General features: G+C 74.5%; 25 protein-coding genes. 7 read left to right on the plus strand and 18 right to left on the minus strand.

The genetic code is table 11. The features are described from left to right. The 4 genes from glpK to AB0H37_RS32350 form a co-directional block, all read right to left on the minus strand. A partial coding sequence (glpK, locus tag AB0H37_RS32335; protein ID WP_360616700.1) for a glycerol kinase GlpK occupies positions 1–1,301 on the minus strand: 1,301 nt, incomplete at its 3' end. Positions 1,302–1,335: 34 nt separating this feature from the next. Next, complete coding sequence (locus tag AB0H37_RS32340; RefSeq protein WP_329091044.1) at positions 1,336–2,178, minus strand: MIP/aquaporin family protein; 843 nt, start codon at positions 2,176–2,178, stop codon at positions 1,336–1,338. An 83-nt stretch (positions 2,179–2,261) separates the two neighbouring features. Next, entirely contained in the window at positions 2,262–3,941 is a 1,680-nt protein-coding gene (locus AB0H37_RS32345; RefSeq protein WP_360616701.1) for a thiamine pyrophosphate-binding protein, read from the minus strand. Next, a complete protein-coding gene (locus tag AB0H37_RS32350) occupies positions 3,938–4,711 on the minus strand; it encodes a cyclase family protein (protein WP_329091048.1) in 774 nt (257 codons plus the stop codon). The genes AB0H37_RS32345 and AB0H37_RS32350 overlap by 4 nt, the downstream gene beginning before the upstream one ends. 218 nt (positions 4,712–4,929) lie before the next feature. Between AB0H37_RS32350 and AB0H37_RS32355 the strand changes: the two genes are divergently transcribed. Together AB0H37_RS32355 and AB0H37_RS32360 are read left to right on the plus strand one after the other, a co-directional pair. Next, positions 4,930–6,069, plus strand: a complete 1,140-nt coding sequence (locus AB0H37_RS32355) for a serine hydrolase domain-containing protein (RefSeq protein WP_179834778.1) — start codon at positions 4,930–4,932, stop codon at positions 6,067–6,069. An 87-nt stretch (positions 6,070–6,156) separates the two neighbouring features. Then, entirely contained in the window at positions 6,157–7,002 is an 846-nt protein-coding gene (locus AB0H37_RS32360) for a siderophore-interacting protein (protein ID WP_360616702.1), read from the plus strand. Between the two features lie 30 nt (positions 7,003–7,032). Here the strand turns inward: AB0H37_RS32360 and AB0H37_RS32365 are convergent, their stop codons facing one another. Then, positions 7,033–8,409, minus strand: coding sequence for an AarF/ABC1/UbiB kinase family protein (locus AB0H37_RS32365; protein WP_360616703.1), 1,377 nt, complete (start codon positions 8,407–8,409; stop codon positions 7,033–7,035). Positions 8,410–8,491: 82 nt separating this feature from the next. Beyond that, complete coding sequence (locus tag AB0H37_RS32370) at positions 8,492–9,142, minus strand: QsdR family transcriptional regulator (RefSeq protein WP_360616704.1); 651 nt, start codon at positions 9,140–9,142, stop codon at positions 8,492–8,494. A gap of 90 nt (positions 9,143–9,232) precedes the next feature. Here AB0H37_RS32370 and AB0H37_RS32375 point away from each other — a divergent pair, with 90 nt between their 5' ends. Together AB0H37_RS32375 and cphA are read left to right on the plus strand one after the other, a co-directional pair. Continuing rightward, positions 9,233–10,066, plus strand: a complete 834-nt coding sequence (locus AB0H37_RS32375) for a cyanophycinase (protein ID WP_179834775.1) — start codon at positions 9,233–9,235, stop codon at positions 10,064–10,066. Positions 10,067–10,068: 2 nt separating this feature from the next. After that, positions 10,069–12,708, plus strand: a complete 2,640-nt coding sequence (gene cphA / locus AB0H37_RS32380; RefSeq protein ID WP_329091060.1) for a cyanophycin synthetase — start codon at positions 10,069–10,071, stop codon at positions 12,706–12,708. On the opposite strand, the gene AB0H37_RS32385 is transcribed toward cphA, so the two are convergent. The 12 genes from AB0H37_RS32385 to AB0H37_RS32440 form a co-directional block, all read right to left on the minus strand. Then, entirely contained in the window at positions 12,705–13,490 is a 786-nt protein-coding gene (locus AB0H37_RS32385) for a phosphatase PAP2 family protein (protein WP_329091062.1), read from the minus strand. The genes cphA and AB0H37_RS32385 overlap by 4 nt on opposite strands. Before the next feature lie 273 nt (positions 13,491–13,763). Then, positions 13,764–14,921, minus strand: coding sequence for a 4-hydroxybenzoate 3-monooxygenase (locus AB0H37_RS32390; RefSeq protein WP_360616705.1), 1,158 nt, complete (start codon positions 14,919–14,921; stop codon positions 13,764–13,766). 54 nt (positions 14,922–14,975) lie between these two features. Beyond that, positions 14,976–15,803, minus strand: coding sequence for an IclR family transcriptional regulator (locus AB0H37_RS32395; protein ID WP_229810675.1), 828 nt, complete (start codon positions 15,801–15,803; stop codon positions 14,976–14,978). A 22-nt stretch (positions 15,804–15,825) separates the two neighbouring features. After that, entirely contained in the window at positions 15,826–16,215 is a 390-nt protein-coding gene (gene pcaC / locus AB0H37_RS32400; protein ID WP_218935151.1) for a 4-carboxymuconolactone decarboxylase, read from the minus strand. Beyond that, positions 16,212–16,985, minus strand: a complete 774-nt coding sequence (gene pcaD, locus AB0H37_RS32405) for a 3-oxoadipate enol-lactonase (protein ID WP_360616706.1) — start codon at positions 16,983–16,985, stop codon at positions 16,212–16,214. The genes pcaC and pcaD overlap by 4 nt, the downstream gene beginning before the upstream one ends. Then, positions 16,982–18,202, minus strand: a complete 1,221-nt coding sequence (gene pcaB, locus AB0H37_RS32410; protein WP_360616707.1) for a 3-carboxy-cis,cis-muconate cycloisomerase — start codon at positions 18,200–18,202, stop codon at positions 16,982–16,984. Before pcaB ends, pcaD begins: the two co-directional genes overlap by 4 nt. Then, positions 18,192–18,755: a protocatechuate 3,4-dioxygenase subunit alpha gene (gene pcaG / locus AB0H37_RS32415; protein WP_329091072.1), complete on the minus strand. Its 564-nt coding sequence runs from the start codon at positions 18,753–18,755 to the stop codon at positions 18,192–18,194. The genes pcaB and pcaG overlap by 11 nt, the downstream gene beginning before the upstream one ends. Continuing rightward, positions 18,755–19,420, minus strand: a complete 666-nt coding sequence (gene pcaH / locus AB0H37_RS32420) for a protocatechuate 3,4-dioxygenase subunit beta (protein WP_360616708.1) — start codon at positions 19,418–19,420, stop codon at positions 18,755–18,757. The genes pcaG and pcaH overlap by 1 nt, the downstream gene beginning before the upstream one ends. Further along, on the minus strand, positions 19,417–19,755 hold the full coding sequence (locus tag AB0H37_RS32425; RefSeq protein WP_360616709.1) for a hypothetical protein: 339 nt from the start codon (positions 19,753–19,755) through the stop codon (positions 19,417–19,419). The genes pcaH and AB0H37_RS32425 overlap by 4 nt, the downstream gene beginning before the upstream one ends. Positions 19,756–19,876: 121 nt before the next feature. After that, positions 19,877–20,863, minus strand: a complete 987-nt coding sequence (locus AB0H37_RS32430) for a sigma-70 family RNA polymerase sigma factor (protein ID WP_179834769.1) — start codon at positions 20,861–20,863, stop codon at positions 19,877–19,879. A gap of 111 nt (positions 20,864–20,974) precedes the next feature. Further along, positions 20,975–22,060 carry a zinc-dependent alcohol dehydrogenase family protein gene (locus AB0H37_RS32435; protein WP_329091079.1) on the minus strand — a complete coding sequence of 362 codons (1,086 nt, stop codon included), beginning with the start codon at positions 22,058–22,060 and terminating at the stop codon, positions 20,975–20,977. Continuing rightward, positions 22,060–22,557 carry an XdhC family protein gene (locus AB0H37_RS32440; RefSeq protein ID WP_179834767.1) on the minus strand — a complete coding sequence of 166 codons (498 nt, stop codon included), beginning with the start codon at positions 22,555–22,557 and terminating at the stop codon, positions 22,060–22,062. The genes AB0H37_RS32435 and AB0H37_RS32440 overlap by 1 nt, the downstream gene beginning before the upstream one ends. 157 nt (positions 22,558–22,714) lie before the next feature. Between AB0H37_RS32440 and AB0H37_RS32445 the strand changes: the two genes are divergently transcribed. The 3 genes from AB0H37_RS32445 to AB0H37_RS32455 are packed head-to-tail and all read left to right on the plus strand — an operon-like array spanning position 22,715 to position 24,793. Beyond that, the gene (locus AB0H37_RS32445; RefSeq protein ID WP_179834766.1) at positions 22,715–23,269 is read left to right on the plus strand and encodes a universal stress protein; all 555 of its coding nucleotides are present in this window, start codon (positions 22,715–22,717) and stop codon (positions 23,267–23,269) included. 28 nt (positions 23,270–23,297) lie between these two features. Next, on the plus strand, positions 23,298–23,939 hold the full coding sequence (locus AB0H37_RS32450; RefSeq protein ID WP_360616710.1) for a nucleoside monophosphate kinase: 642 nt from the start codon (positions 23,298–23,300) through the stop codon (positions 23,937–23,939). Beyond that, positions 23,936–24,793 (plus strand): pyridoxal-phosphate dependent enzyme, encoded by an 858-nt coding sequence (locus AB0H37_RS32455; RefSeq protein WP_360616711.1) that lies wholly within the window; start codon positions 23,936–23,938, stop codon positions 24,791–24,793. The genes AB0H37_RS32450 and AB0H37_RS32455 overlap by 4 nt, the downstream gene beginning before the upstream one ends. The last annotated feature ends 38 nt before the right edge of the window (positions 24,794–24,831 follow it).

Below are 24,831 nucleotides of genomic sequence, written 5' to 3' on the forward strand. Positions count from 1 at the left end.
GGGACGCCGAGGATGTCGGCCTGGAGTTGCATGCACAGTTCGTTGGCGGTGACGCCGCCGTCGACCTTGAGGACGTCCAGGGAGACTCCGGAGTCCTCGCGCATGGCTTCGACGACGTCGCGGGACTGGTAGCAGATGGATTCCAGGGTGGCGCGGGCCAGGTGGGCGTTGGTGTTGAAGCGCGAGAGGCCGACGATGGCGCCGCGGGCGTCCGATCTCCAGTAGGGGGCGAACAGGCCGGAGAAGGCCGGGACGAAGTAGACCCCGCCGTTGTCGTCGACCTGCCGGGCCAGCGACTCGCTCTGCGCCGCGCCGGAGATGATGCCGAGCTGGTCGCGCAGCCACTGCACCGCCGACCCCGTCACCGCGATCGAACCCTCCAGCGCGTAGACGGGCGCGTCGTCGGCGAACTGGTAGCAGACCGTGGTGAGCATCCCCGCCTTGGAGCGGACGAGTTCCTCACCCGTGTTGAGCAGCAGGAAGTTGCCGGTGCCGTAGGTGTTCTTGGCCTCGCCGGGAGAGAAGCACACCTGCCCGACCGTCGCCGCCTGCTGGTCGCCGAGGATGCCGGTGAGCGGGACCTCGCCGCCGAGCGGGCCGTTCGCGCGGGTCGTCCCGTAGGCGTCGGGCGCCGAGGACGGTTTGATCTCCGGCAGCATGGAGCGCGGGATCCCGAAGAACGACAGGAGCTGGTCGTCCCAGGCGAGGGTCTCCAGGTCCATCAGCATGGTGCGGCTGGCGTTGGTCGGGTCGGTGACGTGCACGCCGCCGTCGATCCCGCCGGTGAGGTTCCACAGCACCCAGGTGTCGATGTTGCCGAAGACCGCGTCGCCGTTCTCGGCGGCCTCGCGGACGCCGTCGACGTTCTCCAGGATCCACTGGATCTTCCCGCCGGAGAAGTACGTCGCGGGCGGCAGCCCGGCGCGGTGCCGGATCGTCTCGCCCCGGCCGTCGCGTTCGAGCGCGGACGCGATGCGGTCGGTGCGGGTGTCCTGCCAGACGATCGCGTTGTAGTAGGGGCGCCCGGTGCGCCGGTTCCACACCACGGTCGTCTCGCGCTGGTTGGTGATCCCGAACGCGGCCAGGTCGCTGTGGGACAGGTTCGCCCTGTTCAGCGTGCTCTCGATGACGGAACGGGTGCGCTCCCAGATCTCGGTCGGGTTGTGCTCGACCCAGCCGGCCTGGGGCAGGATCTGCTCGTGTTCGAGCTGGTGGCGGGCGATCTCGTTGCCGCCGTGGTCGAAGATCATGAATCGGGTGCTGGTCGTGCCCTGGTCGAGGGCCCCGACGAAGTCGGCCATGGACTCTTCCTTTCCGCCCGCGGGAACGGGCCCGTCAGGTGACGTCGTATTCAGGCTCCGGCCCCGTGGGCAGGCCGCCCTCCTCCTCTGGAAGGTGGCGCCCGACGAGCACCAGGTACAGGCCGGCGCCGAGCGGGCCGCCGATCAGCGGCGCGACGATCGGCACCCAGAAGTACAGGTCGCCGTACTGGTCCCGCCAGGCGGTGTCGTAACCGGTGATGTACTGGGCGAGCCGCGGCCCGAAGTCGCGGGCCGGGTTGATCGCGTAGCCGGCGTCGGAGCCCCACGCCATCCCGATCGCCACCACCACGATGCCGATGATCAGCGGCGCCAGGTTGGCCAGCGGCGGCGCGTTGCGCAGGTCGGTGAGGGCCAGGACGAGGAAGAGCAGGATGGCGGTGCCGATCACCTGGTCGCGGAACGCGCCCCAGGTGCCGATCGGCAGCGAGCCGTTGCCCGGCAGGGTGGAGAACACGAACTGGGTCTTCAAGGTGTGGCCGGGGTCGAACTTGGCGAGGATCTCGCTGTAGTCCCATCGGACGATCAGCGCGGCCACGAAGGCGCCGAGCGTCTGCGCGAACCAGAACGGCAGGACCTTGCGCCAGGGGAACCCCTTGAACACCGCGAGCGCGAGCGTCACGGCGGGGTTGAGGTGCCCGCCGCTGGTCCGGGCCGCGACGTACACGCCGAGCGTGACGCCGAACCCCCAGGCCCAGGCGATGCTGTCGTGGTCGCCGAGGCTCTGCGGGTCGCCGAGCCCGCTCCCCGCCACGACCTGGGCGACGACGGCGACGCCGAACAGGATAAGGATCAGAGTGCCGGCGAACTCCGCCGACATCTCCTTGGCGAGTTCGGGCAGCCTCGGCCCTCGCGTCATGTCTCCTCCTCGGGCGTGTGAAGCAGGCCACGGCGGCCGTGTTCGTGATCGTTCCCAAGGAGAGCGCGGCTACACAGGGTCAGCTAATGACCACGGAACGCCTCCTCCAGCCACCATGAGGGACAACGGCGGGTGACCTTGGCGTCCACGACCATCGGCCGGTCGCGCGGCCCCGCCAGCCAGCGGGCCACCGCCGCGAGATCGTCCGCCGTCCGGACGGTCGCCGCCGCGCAGCCGAACCCGCGCCCGATCGCGGCCAGGTCCGCGGGCGGGAACGTCACGGCGTCGAGGGGGTGCCCGCCCGGACCGAAGTGGTGCACCTCCGCCCCGTAGGCCTCGTCGTCGTAGACGAGCACGAGCAGGCCGAGCCCGAGCCGGACGGCCGTCTCCAGCTCCGCGACCGACATCAGCGCGCCGCCGTCGCCGAGCGCGGCGACGGTGAGCCGGTCCGGGCGGGCCACGGCCGCGCCGATGGCGGACGCGAGGCCGAGCCCCACCGACTGGAACGCCTGCGTGAACACCAGGCCGTCGTCATCGGGGACGTCCAGGAACATCGCCGGGTAGCCCATGAAGTTGCCGGAGTCGACGGCCACCGTGCGCTCGCGGGGCAGCATCCCGTCCAGGGCGATCGTCAGCGTGCGCGGGTCGATGCGGGGGCCGTCGCCGCCGTCCTCGCCGGGGTGCTCGTCGTAGGGGACGTCCTGCCAGCGGCCCTCGCGGGCGAGCCGCTCCGCCACCTCGGGCGTGCGGTAGCCGATGGCCCGGTGCCCGCGCGCGCCGAGCTCGGCCGAGGCGGCCCGCGCGGTCTCGGCGGCGTCGCCGATCAGGCCGAGGTCGACGGGGCGGTGCGCGCCGAGCGCGTGCGCGTCCACGTCGACCTGCACGACCGCGGCGCCCCGGCCGATGAGGGCGCCGTGCCGCGTCGTCCACATGTTCAGCGAGCAGCCCCAGGCGACGACCAGGTCGGCGCCGCGGATCAGCTCCGCGGCGGCGGGGGTGGCGAAGCCTCCGCTGACGTCCAGGGCGAACGGGTCGCCCGCGAACAGCCCGCGCGCCACCGCCGACGTCGCGGGCAGCGCCCCGCAGCGTCCGGCGAGCTCGGCCAGGGCGTCGCGCGCACCCGACAGGCGCGCGCCGCGCCCCGCGACGAACACCGGCCGCCGCGCCGCCTGGAGCGCGTCGGCGAGGCCGGCGATCGCGGCGGGCGGCGGCACCGGCAGCGCCGGCACTCTCCCCGGCCGGGCGCGGGCGGACGTCCGCGCGGACGAGTCCGGCAGGTCGGCGGCCTGGACGTCCAGCGGCAGGCCGAGCAGCACCGTGCGGCGTTCGGCGACCGCCGTCCGGCACGCGCGCGCCACGTCGGCCAGGGCGGTCTGCGGGGAGTGGACCCGCTCGGGGACGGCGCCCACCGCCGCGGCGATCGCCGCCTGGTCGACGCGGAAGTTGGAGCGGACCGCGGCCGCGGCCACCTCGCCCGCGACCACCAGCAGCGGCGTACGGCTCTTGGCGGCCTCCGCCATGCCCGTGACCGCGTTGGTCAGGCCGGGCCCCTGGTGGACGGTCACGACGCCGAGGCCGCGGCTCACCCGCGCGTACGCGTCGGCCATCGTCACGGCGCCGCCCTCGTGGCGGGCGGCGACGAACCGGGCGCCGTTCGCCGCGAGGGCGTTCGTGACGTGGAAGTTGCCGCTGCCGACGACTCCGAAGACGGCGCCGGCGCCGAACCGCGCGAGGGTCTGCCCCACCGCCTCGGCGACGTTCATCGCTCGATCAGCGCGAGCACCCGGGCCGGGCTCCCCGAGCCGCCGACGATCGGCAGCGGCGAGGCGAGCAGCACGGCGCCGCGGGCCGGGAGCCGGCCGAGGTTCCGCAGCTGGGTGAGCCCGTACTTGCCGGCGCCGAGGAAGTAGGAGTGGCACGGGAAGGGCGGGTCGAAGCCGTGGGCGGCGCCCGCGTCGGTGCCGACGGTCTCGACGCCGAGGCCGAGCAGCGGCGTCTCCTCGGCCAGCCACCGGGCGCACTCGGCCGAGATCCCCGGGGTGTGCGGGCCGTTCTCGTCGGCGTTGAGGAAGGCGTCCTGGTCGGCGGCGCGGGCGTCCCAGCCCGTCCGGTAGAGGAGCCAGCCGCCGTCCGGGAGCGGGCCGTGCGCCCGCTCCCAGTCGCGGACGTGGTCGATCTCCAGCAGGAAGTCGGGGTCGGCGGCTGCGCGCCCGGAGGCGTCCAGCACCACGGCGGGGGCGACGAGCCGGGCGGGCGGGACCTGCGAGACGTCCTCGCCGTCGCGGCCGGTGGCCCAGTGCACCGGGGCGTCGAAGTGGGTGCCGACGTGCTCGCCGGTCTCGATGTCGTTCCAGTACCAGGCGGGTCCGCGGTCGTCGTAGCGGCTGATCTCCCTCAGCCGGAACGGGACGGTGTTGGCGAACGGCTCCGGCAATCGCAGGATCGGGGTCCGTTCCGACAGCGGTGCCGTCAGGTCGACGATCTCCACGGAGCCGTCGGCGACGGCGGCGAGCAGCTGGGCGAGCACGGACATCGTTCCTCCGGCGGCACGGGCGGCTGAGGGGACGCGGGGCCCGTCGAACGTACCGCAGAGGGCCCTGTTCGGAGGGTCACCGGCCCCGGGCCGCGGGCCTTTGTGCCGCAACGCCATGTCCGCCTCCGGATTTCGTCGCCCCGCACCATGGACGCGGCGGCGCGTCGCGATCACCATCGGTGAGGAACCCGGCCGATCCCGCCCCCCACGGAGGTCCGATGCGCCGCAGGCCCTGGACGCTCGCACTCGCCGCAGCCGCCGTCACCGTCGCCCTCGCCGCTCCCCCGGCGAACGCCGCTCCCCCGGCGCCCGCGCCGCCGCCCCCGCCGTCCGTCGGCGTCACCGAGGCCGCGCGCGGCTTCGACCCCCTGCTGCCCTCGTCCGATCCCGTCGCCCTGCGCGAGGCGTACCGGCCGCTCGCGGTCACCTACACCTACGAAGGCCAGAGGCACACCCTCGACGACTACCTCGCCCGTACCGGTACGCAGGGGTTCGTCGTCCTGGACCGAAGCGACGTCGTCTTCGAGCGGTACGTCACCACCAACCGCGACACCCTGTTCCAGTCGTGGTCGATGGCGAAGTCGTTCACCTCGGCCGCGGTCGGCATCGCGCTCGGCGAGGGCTTCATCGACTCGGTCGACGACCCGGTCACCCGGTACGTCCCGGAGCTGGCGGGCTCGGGCTACGACGGCGTCTCCCTGCGGGACCTGCTGCGGATGTCGTCGGGCATCCAGTGGACGGAGACCAACGACGTGCCGTTCGTGCACGTCGCCGCGAGCCTCGGGTATCCGCTGACCGAACTGGCCAAGCAGCGCAAGCGCGGATGGGAGCCGGGGACGAGGTTCGAGTACACGAGCATGAACTCGTTCGTCCTCTCCTGGGTCGTGGCCAAGGCGACCGGGGTCCCGTACCACGCCTACGTCCAGAAGAAGATCTGGGGACCGGCCGGGATGGCCGCCAAGGCGTACCTCGGCAACGACTCCAACGGCAACAACATGGGGTACTGCTGCTACTACGCCACCGACCGCGACTTCGCGCGGTTCGGCCTGCTGTACCTGAACGGCGGCAGGGCGAACGGGCGCCAGGTCGTTCCCGCCTCGTGGGTGACGGAGTCGACGCAGCCGTCCGCCACGTTCAACAGGGGGTACGGCCTGCAGTGGTGGCTCGGCGAGAACGGCGACTTCTCGGCCAACGGCCTCGGCGGCCAGCTCATCTGGGTCTCGCCCCGGTACGGCGTCGTCATCGTGAAGTCGACGCTGGCGACCGTCCTCGCCGGAGAGGAGACCGACGCCGCGTTCGCGGCGATCGCCGCCGAGGTCGCACGGACCCGCACGGCCCGCCTGGCCTCGGCTCACTGATCGCCGGACTCCATCGGGGAACATTCGGGATCCGGCAGTGGTTAGGCTTGCCTAAGCACTGTGATCCGGATCATCTGAGGGGACCCTATGGCGACGGAACCGGCACGCAAGGGACGCAGGCTCCACCGGGGGACGGTGCTGCGCACCGAGCGCCTCACACCGCACATGATCCGCGTGGTCCTCGGCGGTGACGGGCTCTCGGACTTCGGCGCGGGCGAGTTCACCGACCACTACGTGAAGCTGCTGTTCCCGCGGCCGGGCGTCGCCTACCCCGAGCCGTTCGACATGGAGCGGGTGCGCGCCGAGCTGCCGCGCGAGCAGTGGCCCAGCACCCGCACCTACACCGTCCGCGCGTGGGACGCCGGGGCCGGCGAGCTGACGATCGACTTCGTCCACCACGGCGACAAGGGCCTCGCCGGTCCGTGGGCGGCGAGCGCCCGGCCGGGCGAGGAGATCTTCTTCAACGGCCCGGGCGGCGGCTACGCGCCCCGCGCCGACGCCGGATGGCACCTGCTCGCCGGCGACGAGAGCGCCCTGCCCGCGATCGCGGCCTCCCTGGAACGCCTCCCGGACGGCGCCCCCGCCCGCGTGCTGATCGAGGTCGCGGGGCCCGAGGAGGAGCAGGACCTGCGCACGTCCGGCGACGCGGAGGTCGTCTGGCTGCACCGGGGCGGCGGCCAGGTCGGCGACCTGCTGGTCGAGGCCGTCCAGAAGCTCGACTTCCCCGACGGGGAGGTGCACGCCTTCGTGCACGGCGAGGCCAACCTCGTCAAGGCGCTCCGCCGCCACCTGCGCGTCGAGCGCGGCCTTCCCCTGGACCGGCTGTCGATCTCCGGCTACTGGCGGCGCGGCCGCGACGAGGACGGATGGCAGTCCGGAAAGCGCGAATGGAACCAGCGGGTGGAGCAGGAGGAGGCGCAGGCCCTGGCATGACCCGGCCGGGGGCATGACCGCCGGGCGGGCTCAGGCGGTGATCTGCGCCTTGTCGTCGAGGTCGGGATCGGTGTCGGTGTCCGTGTCGGTGTCGGTGGAGAAACCGGGGAGCCAGCGCTCGGCTTCGGCACGGTACTCGCCCTCGGCCTCCAGCTGGCACAGGACGCCCCCGCAGCCGGAGAGGGCGCGGCTGACGGCGAGGTACTGCGGCGGCAGGCGGAACGCGCGGGCGAGTGCGCCGGGCCGCAGGTCGGAGGCCAGACCGAGACCGCGGGCCGTCTGCTCGCGCAGCCATTCGCGGGAGTAGCGGAAGCGCTCCACGGCGAACGGGGCGGCGTGCGGGGCGACGAGCGCGGCGACCTCGTCGGGGTCCACTTCGGCGTCCCCGATCAGGAAGCCCTCCTCGAACAGCGCGTCCACGATGTCGTCGGGGTCGCCGAGGGTGCCGATGCGCAGCAGGCGCCCGATCGACCACTGGAGCTCGGCGGGGACGCGGGCGGCGCCGCCGAAGTCCATGACGCCGAGGCGGCCGTCGTCCAGCAGCCGGAAGTTGCCCGGGTGCGGGTCGATGTGGATCATCTCGCAGCGGGCCGGGCCGGACAGCAGGAAGCGGAACAGCAGCAGGCCGGCGCGGTTCCGGGCCTCCTGGTCGCCCTCGGCGATGACCTTGGCGAGCGGGGTGCCCTCCAGCCACTCGGTGACCAGCACGTTGCCCGACTGGGCGACGACGGCGGGGACGGTGAAGTCCGGGTCGCCGTCGTAGGCGTCATGGAAGGCGGTCTGGGCGCGGGCCTCGTCGACGTAGTCGAGCTCCTTCTCCAGGCGTCGCTTGAGGTCGGCGACGACCGGCTTGACCTCCACGCCCGGGAACAGCGGCGTGACGAGGCGGCTGAGGCGGGAGATCTGGTTGAAGTCGCTCATGAGGGCCTGGGCGGCGCCGGGGTACTGGACCTTGACCGCGACCGCGCGGCCGTCGTGCCAGACGGCCTTGTGGACCTGGCCGATGGACGCGGCGGCGGCCGGGCGGTCGTCGAACTCGGCGAACATCGCACGCCAGTCCTCGCCGAGACCCTCGGCGAGGACGCGGTGCGTCGTCGCGGCGGGCATGGGCGGCGCCGCCTCCTGCAGCCGGGTCAGGCTGGCGCGGAACGGGCCGGCGACCTCCTCGGGCAGCCCCGCCTCGAAGATCGACAGCAGCTGGCCGACCTTCATGGCGCCGCCCTTCAGCTCGCCGAGCACGGCGAACAGCTGCTCGGCGGTGCGGCGCTGGACCTCCAGCGCGACGGCCTCGGCGGGACGGCCGATGGTCCGCTTGCCGAAACCGAGGGCGGTGCGCCCGGCGAAGCCGAGCGGCAGGCTCGCCAGCTTGGCGGTCCGCGTCACCGCGCGGCGGGGGATGTCGCTCACGGCCCCTCTTTCGACGATGAGTCCAATGACTTTCAGCCTCTCACGGGGAGCAATGCCGCGAAACGGTCATGTCCCCACAGATTCAGCGTCCCGCCGCGCCCGGTGATTCCCCGCCGCCCGGGCAGGGCCGCAGCAGCAGCTCGACGACCTCCAGCGCCCGGTCGATCTCCGGCCGGTTCCCGCCCAGGTAATGGGCGTACATGAAGGAGTCGGCGATCCGGACGATGGCCTGCGCGAGCGTCCGGGTCGGCAGCCGGGTGCGCAGCGCGCCGCGGTCGATCTCCGCCTGGAGCTCGCCGGTCAGCAGCTCGGTGGCGCGGTCCTCGATGGTGCCGGGCATGGTGGCCAGCCTGATGAACAGCCGGGGCTCGCGCTCGGTGAACGCCTTCAGCGGCTCGGCGTCCACCACCGCGCGCATGAACCGGTCCAGCAGGGCGAGGATCCGCTCGGTGCCGGCGCCGCCGACGCCGCGCGCGGCGACGCGGTAGGTGCGCTCGGTCATCTCCCCGAGCAGGGCGGCCAGGAGCTGCTCGCGGCTGCCGACCCACCGGTAGAGGGTGGCGCGCCCGACGCCCAGTTCGGCGGCGAGCGCGGACATGTCGATCGGCTCGCCCCGCAGGTAGTGGGCGGACGCGGCGGCCAGCGCGGCGGCACGGCCGCCCTGGTGCGGCCATGGGCGGGCCGCGCCGGACGGCGGCCGCACGGCGTCGTCCGCGGGAACGGGGCCGCTCACCGGCACAGCATGTCACAGCACGACGCACCCCATCCCATGACTTGTCGCGTTCGCGCGACTACAGGCGGTTATCAGGGGTAGCTAGCACGTGTGAACCACAAACACGGAGGCGCCGGACGCAAGGGCCGGCTGCTGATCATCGGCGGTGCGGAGAACCGGATCTGCGGCTCCGGCCCGCTGGAGACGTTCGTCGAGCTGGCGGGCGAGGAGGACGCGCGGATCGTCGTCATCACCACGGCGACGGAGGTGCCCGAGGAGGTCGCCGACGAGTACACCGCGGTGTTCGGACGGCTCGGCGTGTCCTCGGTGCGCGAACTGCGGCTGCTCGGCCGGGCGGCGGCCGACGACGCGGCGACGCAGCGGGCGCTGGAGACCGCGACGGGGGTGCTGTTCAGCGGAGGCGACCAGTCGCGGATCCGCACCCTGGTCGGTTCGAGGACCAACGAGCTGCTCAAGCGCCGGCTCGACCAGGAGGGTCTGGTGATCGCCGGGACGAGCGCGGGCGCCACCGCCATGGGCCACTGGATGATCCTCGGCGGCCGCGGCCACGATGTGGCCGCCTCCACCGTGAAGGTCGGCCCCGGGCTCGCCCTGCTCGACAACGTGCTGATCGACATGCACTTCAACGAGCGGGGGCGGCTGCCGAGGCTGATGAGCGGGATAGCGCTGGACACCCGGCTGCTCGGCGTCGGGATCGACGAGGACACGGCGATCGTGGTCGGCGACGGGCGGTTCGACGTCGTCGGGACGGGCGTCGTCACGGTCGTGGACGCCGGGCAGGCCACGGTCGCCTACGCCGCCTCCGACGACGAGCCGATGGCCATGCTCGACGTGTCGCTGCACCTGCTGCCGGCCGGCTGCGCGTTCCAGATGAACGACCGGCTCCCGGCGATCGGCAACATGCGCGGCCCGGAGGAGGGATAGCGGTGCGACTCGACCATGTGCGCCGCCTCGGCGGCCCGAACATCTACCTGTCCCGCCCGGTCGCGATCGCGCGGCTGGACCTGCAGGGCCTGACCGGCCACGAGACCACCGACCATCCCGGCTTCGCCGAGCGGCTCGTCGACGCCCTGCCCGGACTGGCCGAACACCACTGCTCGGCGGGCCGCCCGGGCGGGCTGCTGGAGGCGATGGCGCGCGGCACCTACTTCGGCCACGTCACCGAGCACGTCACGCTGGAGCTGTCCGGGCTGATCGGGCGGGAGGTGTTCTTCGGCCGCACCGTGCGCGCGGGCGGGCCCGCCGAGTACGACGTGATCCTGGAGTGCCCGCCCGACGAGCCGTCCGCGAGCCCGGTGGTGGAGCGGCTGATCACCCTGGCGGTGCGGATCGTGAACGGGGCGCTCGCCGGGCTCGTCCCGGGCACCTCGGCCGACTTGGCCCGGATCGCCGCCGTCCACGAGGAGGAGCGGCTCGGGGTGAGCACGGCGGCGCTGGCGCGGGCGGCGCGCGAGCGGGGCGTGCCGGTGCGCCGGGTCGGCGGGCTCAACCTGCTGCGCCTGGGGTACGGGCGGTACCGCCGGACGGTGTGGGCGGCGATGACCGACGCCACCTCGGCGATCGGGATGGAGGTCGCGGGCGACAAGCGGCTCGCGCACCGCCTGCTCGCCGACGCCGGCCTGCCCGTGCCGGAGGGGCGCGTCGCGGCGTCCCCGGGCGAGGCGCTGGAGGCGCTGCGCGCCGTCGGGAGCCCGGTGGTCGTCAAGCCGCTGGCGGGCCACCAGGGCGAGGGCGTGCACATCGAGCTGACCACGCCGCCGGAGGTGGTGGCCGCGTTCGCGTCGGCGGCCGGGGACGGCGGCGAGGTCCTCGTCGAGAGCTACATCCCGGGCAAGGACTACCGGGTGCTGGTGGTCGGCGGCCGGGTCGCGGCGGCGGCCGAGCTGACCGCCGCGTGCGTGACCGGCGACGGCACGGCCGCGGTCGCGGCGCTGGTGGAGCGGGTCAACGCCGACCCTGCGCGCGGCCAGGGCCACGACCGGCCGCTGACCCGGCTCGTCCTCGGCCCCGCCGAGCTGGCGCTGCTGGAGCGGCAGGGGCACGGCCCGCGGTCGGTGCCCGCCGACGGGGAGCGGGTGTGGCTGCGCCGCAACGCGAACCTGTCCACCGGCGGCACCAGCCGGGACGTGACCGCGGACGTCCACCCCGCGGTCGCCGCGATGTGCGTGCGGGCCGCCGCGGCCGTCGGCATGGACGTGTGCGGCATCGACCTGCGGCTGCCCGACGCCGCCTCCCCGCCGCCCGCCGAGCGCGGCGCCGCCGGGATCCTGGAGGTCAACGCCGCGCCCGGCCTGCGGATGCACCTGGCGCCGCACCAGGGCGCGGGACGCGACGTCGCCGGCGACATCATCGGCCTGATGTACCCGGAGGGGACGCCCTCGCGGGTGCCGGTCGTGTCGGTCACCGGCACCAACGGCAAGACCACGACCGTCCGGATGATCGCGCACATGCTGGAGCTGGACGGGCGCCGGACCGGCATGACCAGCACCGAGGGCGTGTACGTCGGCGGGCAGCTGGTCCACCGGTCCGACGCGTCCGGGCCGCGCTCGGCGGAGATGGTGCTCGGCGACCGGTCGGTGGAGGCGGCCGTCCTGGAGACCGCGCGGGGCGGCATCGTGCGGCGCGGCCTCGGCTACGACCGCGCCGACGTCGCGGTCGTCACCAACGTCACCCGCGACCACCTCGGCGTCGACGACACCGAGACCGTGGACGACCTGGTCGACATCAAGTCCCTGGTCGCCGAGGAGATCCGGCAGGGCGGCCACGTGGTCCTCAACGCCGAGGACGCGGCGTCGGCGGGCCTCGCCGGGCGGCCGGGGGTCCGCGAGCGCGACCCGGTGCTGCGCTACTTCGCCCTGTCCCCCGACGCCCCCGTCCTCGCCGGGCACCTGCGCCGCGGCGGCGCCGGCTACAGCGTCAGGGACGGGTGGCTGACCGAGGCGCGCGGCGATCGCCGGACACCGATCCTGCCGGCCGCCGAGGTGGCGGGCTCGTTCGGCGGGCACGCCCGCCACGTGATCGCCAACGCGCTCGCCGCGGCGGCCGCCGCCCGCGCCCTCGGCGTGCCGGTGGAGGTGGTGGCGCGGGCGCTGCGCTCGTTCGACCCGCACACGCGCAACCCCGGACGGGGCTGCGTGTACCAGGTCGGCGCCAACCCCGTCCTGGTCGACTACGCCCACAACCCGGCGGCGGTCGGGGCGATGGGCGCGTTCGTCGAGCGGTGCTGGGGCGGCGTCGGGGTCGCGGCGGTCACGCTGCCGGGCGACCGCTCCGACGAGCTGGTGAGCGAGACCGCCCGGGCGCTGGCGGGCTCGTTCGGCCGCGTCGTCGTCTACGAGGACGAGGACCTGCGGGGGCGCCGCTCGGGCGAGATGACCCGGCTGATCGTCCAGGGGCTGCGGGAGGTCCGCCCGGACGTGCGCCACCACCCGGCCGGGGACCTGAAGGGCGCGCTGACCTCCGCGCTGGACATGGCGGCGCCGGGCGAGCCCGTCCTGCTTCTGTACGAGAAGCTGCAGCCGGTGACCGAGCTGCTCGAGACGCTGGGCGCCGAGCCCGCGGGCTAACCCGCGGGCTCGTCCGCCGGCGGCGGGCGCAGCAGCAGGACGGTGACCGACAGCAGCGCCAGCACCACGATCCCGTCCAGCCAGTAGTGGTTGGCGGTGCCGACGACGACCGCGATCGTCGCGATCGGGTGCAGGAGCCACATCCACCGCCACCGCGTCCGGGACGTGACGACCAGCCCGAGCGCGATGACGGCCGCCCAGCCGATGTGCAGGGACGGCATGGCCGCGTACTGGTTGGCGATCGTGTCGGTCTGCGGCGCCCCGTACACCGAGGGCCCGTACCGGGCGGCGGTGTCGATCAGCCCCGCCGCGGGCAGCATGCGCGGAGGCGCCAGCGGCACGAGCAGGTGCAGGACGAGCGCCGCGGCGGTGAGCGCCACGAGCACCCGGCGCACCCACCGGTAGTGGACGGGCCGCCGCAGGTAGATCCAGAGCAGGAACAGCACGGCGGCCGGGAAGTGCACGTAGGCGTAGTAGGAGTTGGCCGCGTGCACGAGGAACTGGCTGTGCAGCAGCCCGTGCTGGACGCCCGCCTCGCCCGGCAGGCCGAGAACGCGCTCCAGGCGCAGGACGCGGTGGGCGTTGTCGAACGCCTCGCTCACCCGCCCGTCCGCCAGCAGCCGACCGAGCTTGTAGGCGGCGAACAGCACGATGATCAGCAGGAGCTCGCGGACGGGCCGCGGCCGGCCGCCGGGGCGTCCCGCGGCCGCGCCGGCCCGTCCCGGCCTGCGCAGTCGTGATAACGCGCCGACCTGGCGGGGCGGCTTGTCGAGGAGGCTCACTGCGCTGTCCTTCGCATCGGGTTCTGCGCCGGTCAGGGCCGGGCGGGGGCGGGCTCGCGGCCGCCGCCGGGCGGGGCGGCGACGTCGAGCAGATGCCGAAGCCTTTCACCTTCCGCGTCCACGTGGGGCACGGCACGCGCCGACGGCCGCCGGGCCGGGGGCCGGCGGCGCCGCCACGCGTCTCACCGTAGACCGAACTTGCCTACGTGGCAAAATGTCAGGGGCTGCTAATTTCGGTGACGTGCATCTCACCCGGGCGCCGCGAGCGCGTGGCTAGGCGAGGGGAAGGCCGGTGTAGTTCTCGGCCAGGGAGGTCTTGGCCGCCTCGGAGGAGGCCACGTAGTCCAGGTGGGAGCGCTGGAGCCGGCGCTCGAAGCCGGTTGCGGCCGGGTCGGTGTGCAGCAGCGCGGTCATCCAGTACGAGAAGTGCTCGGCCCGCCACACCCGCCGCAGGCACGCGTCGGAGTAGCCGTCCAGCAGGGTGTGCGATCCGGAGGCGTACCGTTCGGCGAACGCCCGCGCCAGGACGGTCACGTCGGACACCGCCAGGTTGAGGCCCTTCGCCCCGGTCGGCGGGACGATGTGCCCCGCGTCGCCGGCGAGGAACAGCCGGTCGTGCCGCAGCGGCTCGGCCACGAAGCTGCGCATCGGCGTGATCGACCTGTCGGTGATCGGGCCCTCGCGCAGCTCCCAGCCGTCGTCGGTGGCGAACCGCGCCGCGAGCTCGTCCCAGATCCGGGCGTCGGGCCACGCGGCGATGTCCTCGTCCGGCGGCACCTGGAGGTAGAGGCGGCTGACCTGCGGGGAGCGCAGGCTGTGCAGCGCGAACCCGCGGTCGTGGTGGGCGTAGATCAGCTCGTCGGTGGAGGGCGGGACGTCGGCGAGGATCCCGAGCCAGGCGAACGGGTACTCGCGCTCGAACGTCCGCAGGCCCGGCACTGCGGGGCGGCCGACGCCGTGGAACCCGTCGCAGCCGGCGATGTAGTCGCAGTCCAGGGTGCGGTTCCGGTCACCGTCGCGGAAGGTCACGCTCGGCGCGGAGGCGTCCAGGGCGACGACCTCCGCCTCGAACCGCACGTCGCCGCCGTCGGCCAGCCGCCGGGCGACGAGGTCCTTGACGATCTCGGTCTGGGCGTAGACCGTCACGGTCCGGCCGGTGAGGTCGGTCAGCGGGACCCGGTGCCCGGCACCGCCGAACCGCAGCTCCAGCCCGTGGTGGACCAGGCCCTCCCGGTCCAGCCGCTCGCCCGCGCCGCTCTCGCGCAGGACGTCGGTCGTCCCCTGCTCCAGCATCCCGGCCCGCTGCCGGTGCTCCACATAGTCGCGGTCGCGGCTCTCCAGGACCACCGAGTCGATCCCCTGGAGATGGAGCAGATGCGACAGCAGCAGCCCCGCCGGTCCTCCGCCGATGATCGCGACCTGGGTCCGCATCGATCCTCCTCGTGATGGCTTCGCCCGCCGATGGTCGCGCGCGTCGCCGCAGGTTCAGGCGCCGGCGTTCCGCTCAGCGGAAAACAGGTCGGGGCCTCCGGGCCAGTGCGCCGCCACGTCCCGGGACAGGGCGCGCACCGCGGTCGTCAGCGGCGGCAGCAGCCGCCGCAGGTCGGCGCTGCGGGTGCTCGACACCAGCGACACCGCCGCGACCACGTCGCCCGCGCCGTCGCGCACGGGGGCGCCGACGGACGACGCGCCGAGCGTCATCTCGTCGCGGGTCACCGCGTAGCCGGAACGGCGGACCTGCTCGACGCAGCGCCGCAGCTCGCCGGGGTCGGTGATGGAGCGCGCCGCGTGCCGGGGCAGCTCGCCGGCCAGGACCTTCTCCAGCACCCGCGGCGGCGCGAACGCCAGCAGCACCTTCCCGACGCCGGTGGTGTGCAGCGGCAGGGTCGCGCCGACCTGGGTCACGACCGGCACCGACCGCGTCCCGCGCAGCCGCTCCACGATCAGCACCCGCTCGTCGCGGAGCACGCCGAGCTGGACGTTGTCGTGGGTGGCCTCGTACAGGTCCTCCATGTGCGGGAGGGCCAGCTCTCGCAGCCCGGTGACCGCCGGGGCCTGGCTTCCGATGCGCCACAGCCGGGTGCCGATGCGGTACGTGCCGTCCGGCACCCGCTCCAGGAACCCGCCGCCGACCAGCTCCCCGACGAGGCGGTGGCCGGTCGCCAGCGGCAGGCCGGCGCGGCGGCAGATCTCACTCAGGTTGAGGCGGACGCCGCCCTGCGCGAAGGCGTTCAGGATGGCCATGACCTTGCCCGTCACGCTGACCGGCCGCGCGCGTTCCGCCCTGTCCCCTCTCCTGGGGTCCGCTCCCACGTGGCTCCTCCGCCCGGGCCCGTCACTCCTGTTCGGTGAGTACCCGCTGGGCGACGGCGAACGCCGAGTTCGCGGCGGGCACCCCACAATAGATCGCCGTCTGCAGGAGCACCTCCCCGATCTCGTCGGGGGTCAGTCCGTTGCGGAGCGCGGCGCGCACGTGCATGGCCAGTTCGTCCAGGTGGCCGCCCGCGACCATGGCGGTCAGCGTGATGCAGCTGCGGGTCCTGCGGTCCAGGCCGGGACGGCTCCAGACCTCGCCCCACGCGTAGCGGGTGATCAGGTCCTGGAAGTCGGCGGTGAAGCCGTCCTTGCGTGCCTCGGCGCGGTCGACGTGGGCGTCGCCGAGCACCTCGCGCCGCGTCCTCATGCCCAGCGCGTGCCGTTCCCCGTCGGACATGCGCTCGCTCATCGGCGGGCTCCCTTCCACGTGCGGTCCAGGTGCGCGGTGATCGCCTCGGTGACCTCGGCCGGGCGTTCGGCGTTCGCCAGGTGCCCGGCGCCCTCGACCACCGTCAGCCGGGCGCCGGGGATGCCGGCCGCGAGCCGGTCGGCGTGGCCGCGCGGCGGGGTCGGGCCGTCCTGCGCACCGGCGACCACCAGGGCCGGCGCGCGGATCTCGGCCAGGCGCGCGGTCGCGTCGAACGCGGCCAGGGCGTCGCAGCAGCCGGCGTAGCCCTCGGCGTCGGTGGCGCGGAGCATCGCCACGTAGGGGTCCGCTCCGGTGAAGGACGGCGTGAACCAGCGTCCCGCCGCGCCGTCCGCGACCGGGCCGACCCCCTCGCGGCGGACGAGCGCGGCGCGTTCGCGCCAGGGCCCCGGGTCGCCGAAGCGCGGGGACGTGCAGCACAGGACCAGGCTGGCGACGCGCTCCGGGGCGCGCAGCGCGAGGGCCGTCCCGACCGCGCCTCCGAGCGACACCCCGGCGTAGGCGGCCCGCTCGACGCCGAGGCCGTCGAGCAGGGCGACGACCCCGCCGGCGAGGTCCTCGACGGTGAACGGGCCGCCGGGCACTGGCGTGCCGCCGTGGCCGGGCAGGTCGTAGCGCAGCACGCGCCAGGCACGCGTCAGCGCGGGCATCTGCGGCAGCCACAGGTCCATGGAGGTGCCGAGGGACGGTCCGAGGACGACGACGGGCGCGCCGTCCGGTCCGTCCAGACGGTGGTGCGGTGCGGCGGTCACGCGCGGCTCCTGCGGTACGCGTCGAGGGCCCGGCCGACGAGGGCGGCGGCGGCGCCGGTGCCGGGGTCGTCGCCGAGGAAGTCCAGGAGGTCGTCGAGGTCGGCGCGCATCAGCTCGGTTGACACCTCCAGGCCGTCCAGCAGCTCGGCGGCCGTCTCGGCGGCGCCGCCGGTCAGCCGAAGGCACTCGCGCAGCGGCTGCCACTCGGCGTGCCACTCCCCCGCCGGCCGCTCGTGCGGCGCGGCCTGCGCGGCGAGGATCACCTGGACCTGCGCCGGGACCTGCAGGGCGGCGGACCGGACCAGCGCGGACAGCGCCGGGTTGCGCTTGTGCGGCATCGACGACGAGCCGCCCCGGCCCGCGCCCGCGGCCTCCGCGACCTCGCCGACCTCGCTCTGCGCCAGCAGCCACACATCGGTGGCGATCTTGCCGAGGGCGCCGGCGGTCACCGCCAGCGCCGCCGCGAGACGGGCGACGGGCGTTCGGCGGGTGTGCCACGGCAGGACGGGGCACGCCAGCCCGGTCTCCTCCGCGTAGGCGGCGACGAGGTCGAGGCCCCGGTCGCCGAAGGCGTCCAGCGTCCCGGCGGGGCCGCCGAGCTGGGCGGGCAGCAGGACGGCGGCCAGGCCCTCCCGGGCCTCCAGGCAGCCCATGAGCCAGCCCGCGGCCTTGGCGCCGAACGTCGTCGGCAGCGCCTGCCGGCCGAGCGTGCGGGCGGGCATCGGCGTGTCGCGGTACCGCGCCGCGAGCCCGGCCAGCGCGTCCAGTGCCCGGTCGAGGTGGGCGAGGACGACGCGCCTGGCACGGGCCGCGACGAGCATGGCGCCGGTGTCGGCGATGTCCTGGCTCGTGGCGCCCTTGTGGACGTGCTCGCCCGCGGCGCCCGCGAGCGCGCGCAGATCGGCGACCAGCGGCACGACGGGGTTGCCGGAGCCGCGGGCCCGGCGGGCGATGCCGGGCAGGTCGAACCGGTCCGCGTCGGCGGCGGCGGTGATCGCCTCCGCGGCGGGGGCGGGGACGAGACCGAGCCGGGCCTGCGCGCGGGCGAGCGCCGCCTCCGCGTCGAGCATGGCGGTCAGGTAGGCGAGGTCGCTGGTGGCGGCCTCGGCCTCCGTCCCCGCCCGGACGGGCGACAGCAGTCCCGCGTCCGGCGCCGGGCGGCGCTCCTGCGCCGGCCCGCTCCCGCCGGGCGGCGGCCCGTGCTCGTCAGAAGGCAAGGAACACCGTCTCCCCGTCCCCCTGGAGACGGACGTCGAACCGGTACTCCCGCTCGCCCTCACGTTCGGCGACCAGGGTCGCGCGCCGCTCCTCCGGGACGGCGTCCAGCAGCGGGTCGGCCGCGCGGGCGGCCCCGTCCTCGGGGAAGTACAGCCGGGTGAAGACCGGCTTCAGCAGGCCGCGGGCGAACACCAGCACGGCGATGTAGGGCGCGCTCCCCCCGACCGCGCCGGGCTTGACGGTACTGAACCAGTAGCCGCCGTCGGCGTCGGTGCCGCACCGGCCGAAGCCGGAGAAGCCGTGCCCGGCGCGCACGATGCCGCCGGGGCGGTGCGGGACCTCGCCGTTGCCGTCGGCCTGCCAGATCTCCAGCAGCGCGTCCGGCACCGGCTGTCCCGCGCCGTCCAGGACGCGCCCGCGCACCCGGATCGCGTCGGGCCGCCACGGCGGGACCACCTGCGGGCCCGCCTCGTACGGCAGCGCGTAGCCGAAGAAGGGGCCGACCGTCTGGGAGGGCGTCACGGCCGAGGGCGTGGGGGAAGGCGTGCTCATCAGGCCTCCATCGGGGTGTCGCCGAGGACGATGTCCCACTGGTAGCCGAGCGCCCACTCCGGCGTGGTGGTGTCCATGTCGAACCGGGAGACCAGCTTCTCCCGGTCCCGCTCGTCCGGGATCGACTGGAAGATCGGGTCGTGGGCGAACAGCGGGTCGCCGGGGAAGTACATCTGGGTGACGAGCCGCTGGGTGAACGCGGTCCCGAACACCGAGAAGTGGATGTGGGCGGGCCGCCACGCGTTGTGGTGGTTGCCCCACGGGTAGGCGCCCGGCTTGATCGTGACGAACCGGTAGCGGCCGTCGCCGTCGGTCAGGCAGCGTCCGGCGCCGGTGAAGTTGGGGTCGAGCGGCGCCGGATGGACGTCGCCGAGGTGGTGGTACCGGCCCGACGCGTTGGCCTGCCAGACCTCCACCAGCGCGCCGCGCACCGGGCGGCCCGCGCCGTCGAGCACGCGGCCGGTCACGACGATCCGCTCGCCGAGCGGTTCCCCTGCGTGCTGGGCGGTGAGGTCGTGGTCCCTGCGTCCCAGTTCCTGGTGTCCGAAGACCGGGGAGGTCAGCTCGACGCTGTCCGGCCCCAGCTTCGGCATGAGCAGATCCTGCGACGGGGCGCGGAGCACGGTGCTCTTGTAGCCCGGGTACAGGTACGGCGGGTGCGTCATGCCCTCATCCCTTCCTGGTCGCCTTCCGCGGGAGCGCGCTCGATCGGCCGCGGCTCGGTCGACGCCCGGATCTGGTCGGTGGTGGCGCCCTCTTCCAGCACGTACTCCCGCCCGCCGAACTCGCGGACCTCTCTGGCGTGCGAGGCGCCCGCGAACGTGCCGTCGGACGCGTATCCGCAGGTCGGCCCGGTGGCGATGCCGGCCGTGCCCCGCTCGTGGAGGCCGGAGACGAGGACCGGCGGCGCCCCGCGGGGCCCGAAGCCGCCGGCGGCCGGGGACGATCGGTCACCGATGTCGGCGACGGCGTCCGCCACCGAGGCCACGACCTTGTCCATAAGCCTCCCCTTCCCGATCGGCGGGAGGCCGTCACGGCGTCCCCGCCCGGCCACCACCCTCGCAGCCGGCGCGGCGCGCGCCCCGCCCCCGTTTCCGCCCAGTGGAAGGGCGGGAGCGCGATCAGAGGCTCTCGGCCAGCCCGAACACCGGGAACAGGGTCGTGTCGAAGAACACCGAGACGTGGGCGACGCCGTCGCCGGTGACGCTCAGCACCTGGAGCTGGTACGCGCGGTGTACGCCCTCGTCGTCGCGCTTGTAGAGCCCGAAGGCCGGCTGCCCGTTCGCGGCGGCCGGGACCATCCGGATGTCGCCGGGGGTGGGACCGCACTGGGCCAGGATGAGCCGGACGACGTGGTCGGCGCCGACGAACCACTGCGGGAACGGCGGCATCTCCCAGACGATGTCCTGCTTGAACAACTCGATCAGGCTCGCGATGTCGGCGGACTCGAACGCCTTCGCGTAGCGCTCCAGGAGGTCGCGCTGGCCGGGGTCGGTCGGCTCGACCAGCTCGTCGCGCAGGGGGGCGTTCTCCTCCAGCTGCGCGCGCGCCCGCTGCAGCGCGCTGTTGACCGCGGCGGTGGAGGTGTCGAGGAGCTCGGCGACCTCGGCGGCCCGCCACTTCAGCACGTCCCGCAGGATCAGCACGACCCGCTGCTTGGCGGGCAGGTGCTGCAGGGCCGCCACGAACGCCAGGCGGGTGCTCTCGCGCGCGGTGACGATGGTCGCCGGGTCGGTGGCGTCGGCCCCGAGAACGGCGTCGGGGGCGGGCTCCAGCCACGGCACCTCGTCCGAGGCCACCACGGGCCGCTCCGGCTCCTCGCTCGGCGCCCCGAGACCGGACGGCATGGGCCGGTTGCCGCGCTGGTCGATGGCGGTCAGGCACACGTTCGTGGCGATGCGGTACAGCCACGTGCGCAGCGAGGAGCGGCCCTCGAAGCCGCCGTAGGAGCGCCATGCCCGCAGGTAGGTCTCCTGCACCAGGTCCTCGGCGTCGTGGATGGAGCCGAGCATCCGGTAGCAGTGCGCCAGCAGCTCCCGCCGGTACGGGTCGGCCAGCGACTGGAAGTCACGGTCTGTCTCGATGGTGTCGGGCATGGTGTCGGGCATGGTGGTCGTCACCTCTGCTGGGCGGCATCGCCAGGGCGGCGAGGGCGGCGGGCGCCGTCGCCTCCGACCGTAGACGAGCCCACTGACAGAACACGGTCGTCACCCCTGATCCTACGCCCGCGCCCCGTGGACGCCACCGGCGCCGTCGTCGGGGGGACGCCGGCGCCGAGGTTCGATCACCGTGATCCCGGCCCCGGACATCGCGGCGAGGGCGGCCGGGGCGTCGTCCAGGGTCAGGACGCGCCCCACCAGCAGGTCGGGGCGCAGCGCCCCGGAGCGGACCAGCTCCATCATCGGGCCGTAGGCGTGGGCGGCCATCCCGTGGCTGCCGACGATCTCCAGCTCCCATCCGATCACCCGCTCCATCGGCAGGTCGGCGCGGCCCGCGCCGGGCGGCAGCAGCCCGACCTGGACGTGCCGGCCGCGGCGGCGCAGGGACTCGACCGAGGCGCGGGCGGTGGCCGGGCTGCCGAGCGCGTCCAGCGAGACGTGGGCGCCGCCGTGGGCCGCCTCGCGCACGGCCTCGGCCACGTCGTCGTGGGCCGCGGCGTCGACGACGGCGGACGCGCCGCAGCGGCGCGCCAGCTCCAGCGCCTGCGGCGACACGTCGACCGCCACGACCCGCGCGCCGGCCGCCGCGGCGATCATGACGGCGGACAGCCCGACGCCGCCGCAGCCGTGCACCGCCGCCCACTCGCCCGCGCGGACGCGTCCCTGCGCGAGGACGGCGCGGAACGCGGTGGCGAACCGGCAGCCGAGCGCGGCCGCGGTCGTGCAGGCCATCTCGTCGGGCAGGCGCACCAGGTTCACCTCGGCGGCGTCGATCGCGACGTAGTGGGCGAACGAGCCCCAGTGCGTGAAACCGGGCTGGGTCTGGGCCTCGCAGACCTGCTGGTCGCCCGCCTGGCAGGACGGGCAGCGGCCGCAGGCGCACACGAACGGGACGGTCACCCGGTCGCCGGGCCGCAGGCCGGCGACGCCGGCGCCGGTCTCCTCGACCGTGCCCGCCAGTTCGTGGCCGGGGACGTGCGGGAAGGCGCGGATGTCGGGATCGTGGCCCTGCCAGCCGTGCCAGTCGCTGCGGCACACGCCCGTGGCCTCGACCCGGATCACCGCGCCGCCGGGCGGCACCCGCGGGTCGGGCAGCTCCCGGATCTCCAGCGGCCCGGCGAACGCGTCGTAGGCGACCGCCAGCACTAGAACTCGAAGCCGCCGGGGCGGCCGTTGCGGTCGGCGATCAGGCCGGCGAGGGTCGCCAGGGCGATCTCGGCCGGCGTCCTGGAGCCGATGTTGAGCCCGATCGGGCGGTGCACGCGCGCGATGTCGGCCGCGGGAACGCCGAGTTCGGTGAGGGCCGGGATGTGCGGGGCGGGGTGCCGCGGGTTGCCCATGACGCCGACCCACCGGACGGGCTGCGTCAGCACGTCGCGCAGGACCGGCCCGAGCTCGGGCCGGTGGTGGTCGGTGACGACGACGTCCGCGGTGGCGTCCAGGGGCGGCAGGTCGGACGTGCCGTCGCGGTCCTTGTCGGGGTCGACGAGGAACGTGCGGTAGCCGAGGCCGGCCGCGTAGCGCAGCAGGTGGTCGGCGACGGGGCCGGCGAACACCGCGACCAGCGTCCGCTCCCCCGTCTCGGGCTGGACGTCGCCGTGCGCGACGGCGCAGGAGGAGTCGTGCTCGTGCGGTGCGGCCATACCGGAAGTCTGCCCCGCGCGGCGCCGGAAGGTCCAGCGCCCACGCCCTCGCCGCGGGTTCGTCGCGAACCGGTGCCCCCGGAACCTGGAACTCTCGCGCCGGAACGGGTATGCCTTCTGTCTAGACTGCTGTCACCCGGCGGCCACAGGAGGGACCGTGATCGCGAGACCGGAGGGCGGGCCCCGCGTCGTGGTGGGGGTGGACGACTCCGCGGGTGCGCGCTGCGCCCTCTCCTGGGCGATCGGCGAGGCGCGGCTGCGCCGGCTGCCGCTGCTGGTCGCGCACGCCGCGCCGCTGCCCCCGCACGTGTCGGCCGCGGGCCAGCTCGGCTGCGGCATCACCGAGGCGCTGCGCGGTTCCGGGGCCGAGCTCATCGCCCGGTTGCTGGCGGAGGTGTGCGGGGGCCCGCCCGAGGGCGTGGAGATGACCGCGCTGGCGCTCGTCGGGGAGCCGGGCGCGACGCTGGTGCGGCTGGCGGGCGACGACGACATCCTGGTCGTCGGCCGCGGCACGCGGGGCCCGTTCTCGCGGCTGCTGCGTCCGTCGGTGCGGCTGCACTGCGCCCGCAGGGCCCGCGCGACGCTCGTGTGCGTCCGCCCGCCCGCGTTCGACACGCTGCTGGAGAACCTGATGGTGCGGGACGAGTCGCCCGAGAGCGCTCCCGACTCCCGGTTCCGGAGGCTGGGCCGCCGCCTGCGCCTCCCCCTCTGACGGGGACGGCGCGCATAGGCTCTCCCTCATGCGCAAGTACGTCATCATCGGCGCTGTCGGAAGCGGCAAGAGCACGCACTCCGAGTTGCTCGCGCGCGATCTGGACATCGTCCACATCAGCGTCGGCGACATCTTCCGCTGGCACGTCAAGAACCACACCAAGCTCGGGGCGCAGGTGCGGCGCACCATGGCGGCCGGCGAGCTGGTCGGGGACGATCTCGCGGAGAGCGTCGTGCGGGACCGGCTAACCCAGCACGACTGGAACTACGGGTTCGTCGTCGACGGCTTCCCCCGCAGCCGGCGGCAGACGGAGTTCTTCCTGGAGAGCTACGACATCGACGGCGTGATCCATCTGGACCTGCCGGACGAGGAGGTCCGCCGCCGGGTACTGGCCCGCCGGCTGTGCAACGGGTGCGGGATGGACTACAACCTGATCGCCGACCGCCCGACGCAGGAGGGCCGCTGCGACGTGTGCGGGGGCGAGCTGGTCTCCCGCGAGGACGATACGGAGCAGGCGCTCGCCGAGCGGCTGCGCGAGTACCACGAGAGGACCGACCCCATCCTGGAGCTGTTCGGCCGCAAGGAGTACGTGGTCACCATCGACGCGCGGCCGGGCATCGAGGAGGTGCAGCGTACGCTCCGCGAGAGGCTCGGCCTGCCGATGCCATGACGCCTTCCCCCGAGACGGCCTCACCCGTGGTGGAGCTGGCGGACGAGCGGGCGGCGCGCCGCGGGCTCCGGCTGTTCCTGAAGCGGGACGACCTGATCCACCCGGAGCTGCCGGGCAACAAGTGGCGCAAGCTCCGGCACAACCTCGGGCCCGCGCGCGAGCACGGGACGGTCCTGACGTTCGGCGGTGCCTATTCCAACCACATCCGGGCCGTGGCGGCGGCGGGCAGGATCCACGGGTTCGCGACCATCGGCGTGATCCGTGGCGAGGAGCGCCTGCCGTTGAACGACACGCTCGCGCACGCCGAGCACATGGGCATGCGCCTCACCTACCTGGACCGCGCGGCCTACCGGCGCAAGCACGAGCCCGACATCGTCGAGGCGCTGCGGGAGCGGTGGGGCGACTTCTACCTCCTGCCGGAAGGCGGAAGCAACGCGCCGGCCGTCCGGGGCTGCGCCGAGCTGGGCGCGGAGGTGCCGGATTTCGACGTGGTGTGCTGCCCCTGCGGGACGGGCGGGACGCTGGCCGGGCTCGCCGCCGGGCTCGCCCCGGGGCAGCGCGCCGTCGGGTTCTCCGTGCTGAAGGGCGGTTTCATGACCGGGGAGGTGGCGCGTCTCCAGCGCGAGACCTACGGTGGGCGGCGCGGGGACTGGAGCGTCCAGGACGGCTTCCACTTCGGCGGCTACGCGAGGAGCACCCCCGAGCTGGACGCGTTCGCCGACGACTTCGCCGGCCGGCACGGGATCGTCCTCGACCGGATCTACACGGCGAAGATGATGTTCGGCGTGCTGGCGCTGGCCGAGCGCGGCGCGTTCCCCGAGGGCGCCCGGATCCTGGCGGTCATCACCGGTTAGCCGGACGGCCCCGCGGTCGCGGGCCGGGGCCGTCCGCC

Origin of the sequence: Actinomadura sp. NPDC023710, assembly GCF_040639875.1 — a bacterium.
GTDB lineage: Bacteria > Actinomycetota > Actinomycetes > Streptosporangiales > Streptosporangiaceae > Spirillospora > Spirillospora citrea.

Coding starts and splice junctions, on each gene's coding strand:
- pcaG (WP_329091072.1), bottom strand. CDS start 18,755: ATGAGCACGCCTTCCCCCACGCCCTCGGCCGTGACGCCCTCCCAGACG.
- AB0H37_RS32355 (WP_179834778.1), top strand. CDS start 4,930: ATGCGCCGCAGGCCCTGGACGCTCGCACTCGCCGCAGCCGCCGTCACC.
- AB0H37_RS32450 (WP_360616710.1), top strand. CDS start 23,298: ATGCGCAAGTACGTCATCATCGGCGCTGTCGGAAGCGGCAAGAGCACG.
- AB0H37_RS32430 (WP_179834769.1), bottom strand. CDS start 20,863: ATGCCCGACACCATGCCCGACACCATCGAGACAGACCGTGACTTCCAG.
- pcaC (WP_218935151.1), bottom strand. CDS start 16,215: ATGAGCGAGCGCATGTCCGACGGGGAACGGCACGCGCTGGGCATGAGG.
- AB0H37_RS32425 (WP_360616709.1), bottom strand. CDS start 19,755: ATGGACAAGGTCGTGGCCTCGGTGGCGGACGCCGTCGCCGACATCGGT.
- AB0H37_RS32455 (WP_360616711.1), top strand. CDS start 23,936: ATGACGCCTTCCCCCGAGACGGCCTCACCCGTGGTGGAGCTGGCGGAC.
- AB0H37_RS32360 (WP_360616702.1), top strand. CDS start 6,157: ATGGCGACGGAACCGGCACGCAAGGGACGCAGGCTCCACCGGGGGACG.
- AB0H37_RS32345 (WP_360616701.1), bottom strand. CDS start 3,941: ATGAACGTCGCCGAGGCGGTGGGGCAGACCCTCGCGCGGTTCGGCGCC.
- pcaH (WP_360616708.1), bottom strand. CDS start 19,420: ATGACGCACCCGCCGTACCTGTACCCGGGCTACAAGAGCACCGTGCTC.
- AB0H37_RS32440 (WP_179834767.1), bottom strand. CDS start 22,557: ATGGCCGCACCGCACGAGCACGACTCCTCCTGCGCCGTCGCGCACGGC.
- AB0H37_RS32340 (WP_329091044.1), bottom strand. CDS start 2,178: ATGACGCGAGGGCCGAGGCTGCCCGAACTCGCCAAGGAGATGTCGGCG.
- AB0H37_RS32350 (WP_329091048.1), bottom strand. CDS start 4,711: ATGTCCGTGCTCGCCCAGCTGCTCGCCGCCGTCGCCGACGGCTCCGTG.
- AB0H37_RS32390 (WP_360616705.1), bottom strand. CDS start 14,921: ATGCGGACCCAGGTCGCGATCATCGGCGGAGGACCGGCGGGGCTGCTG.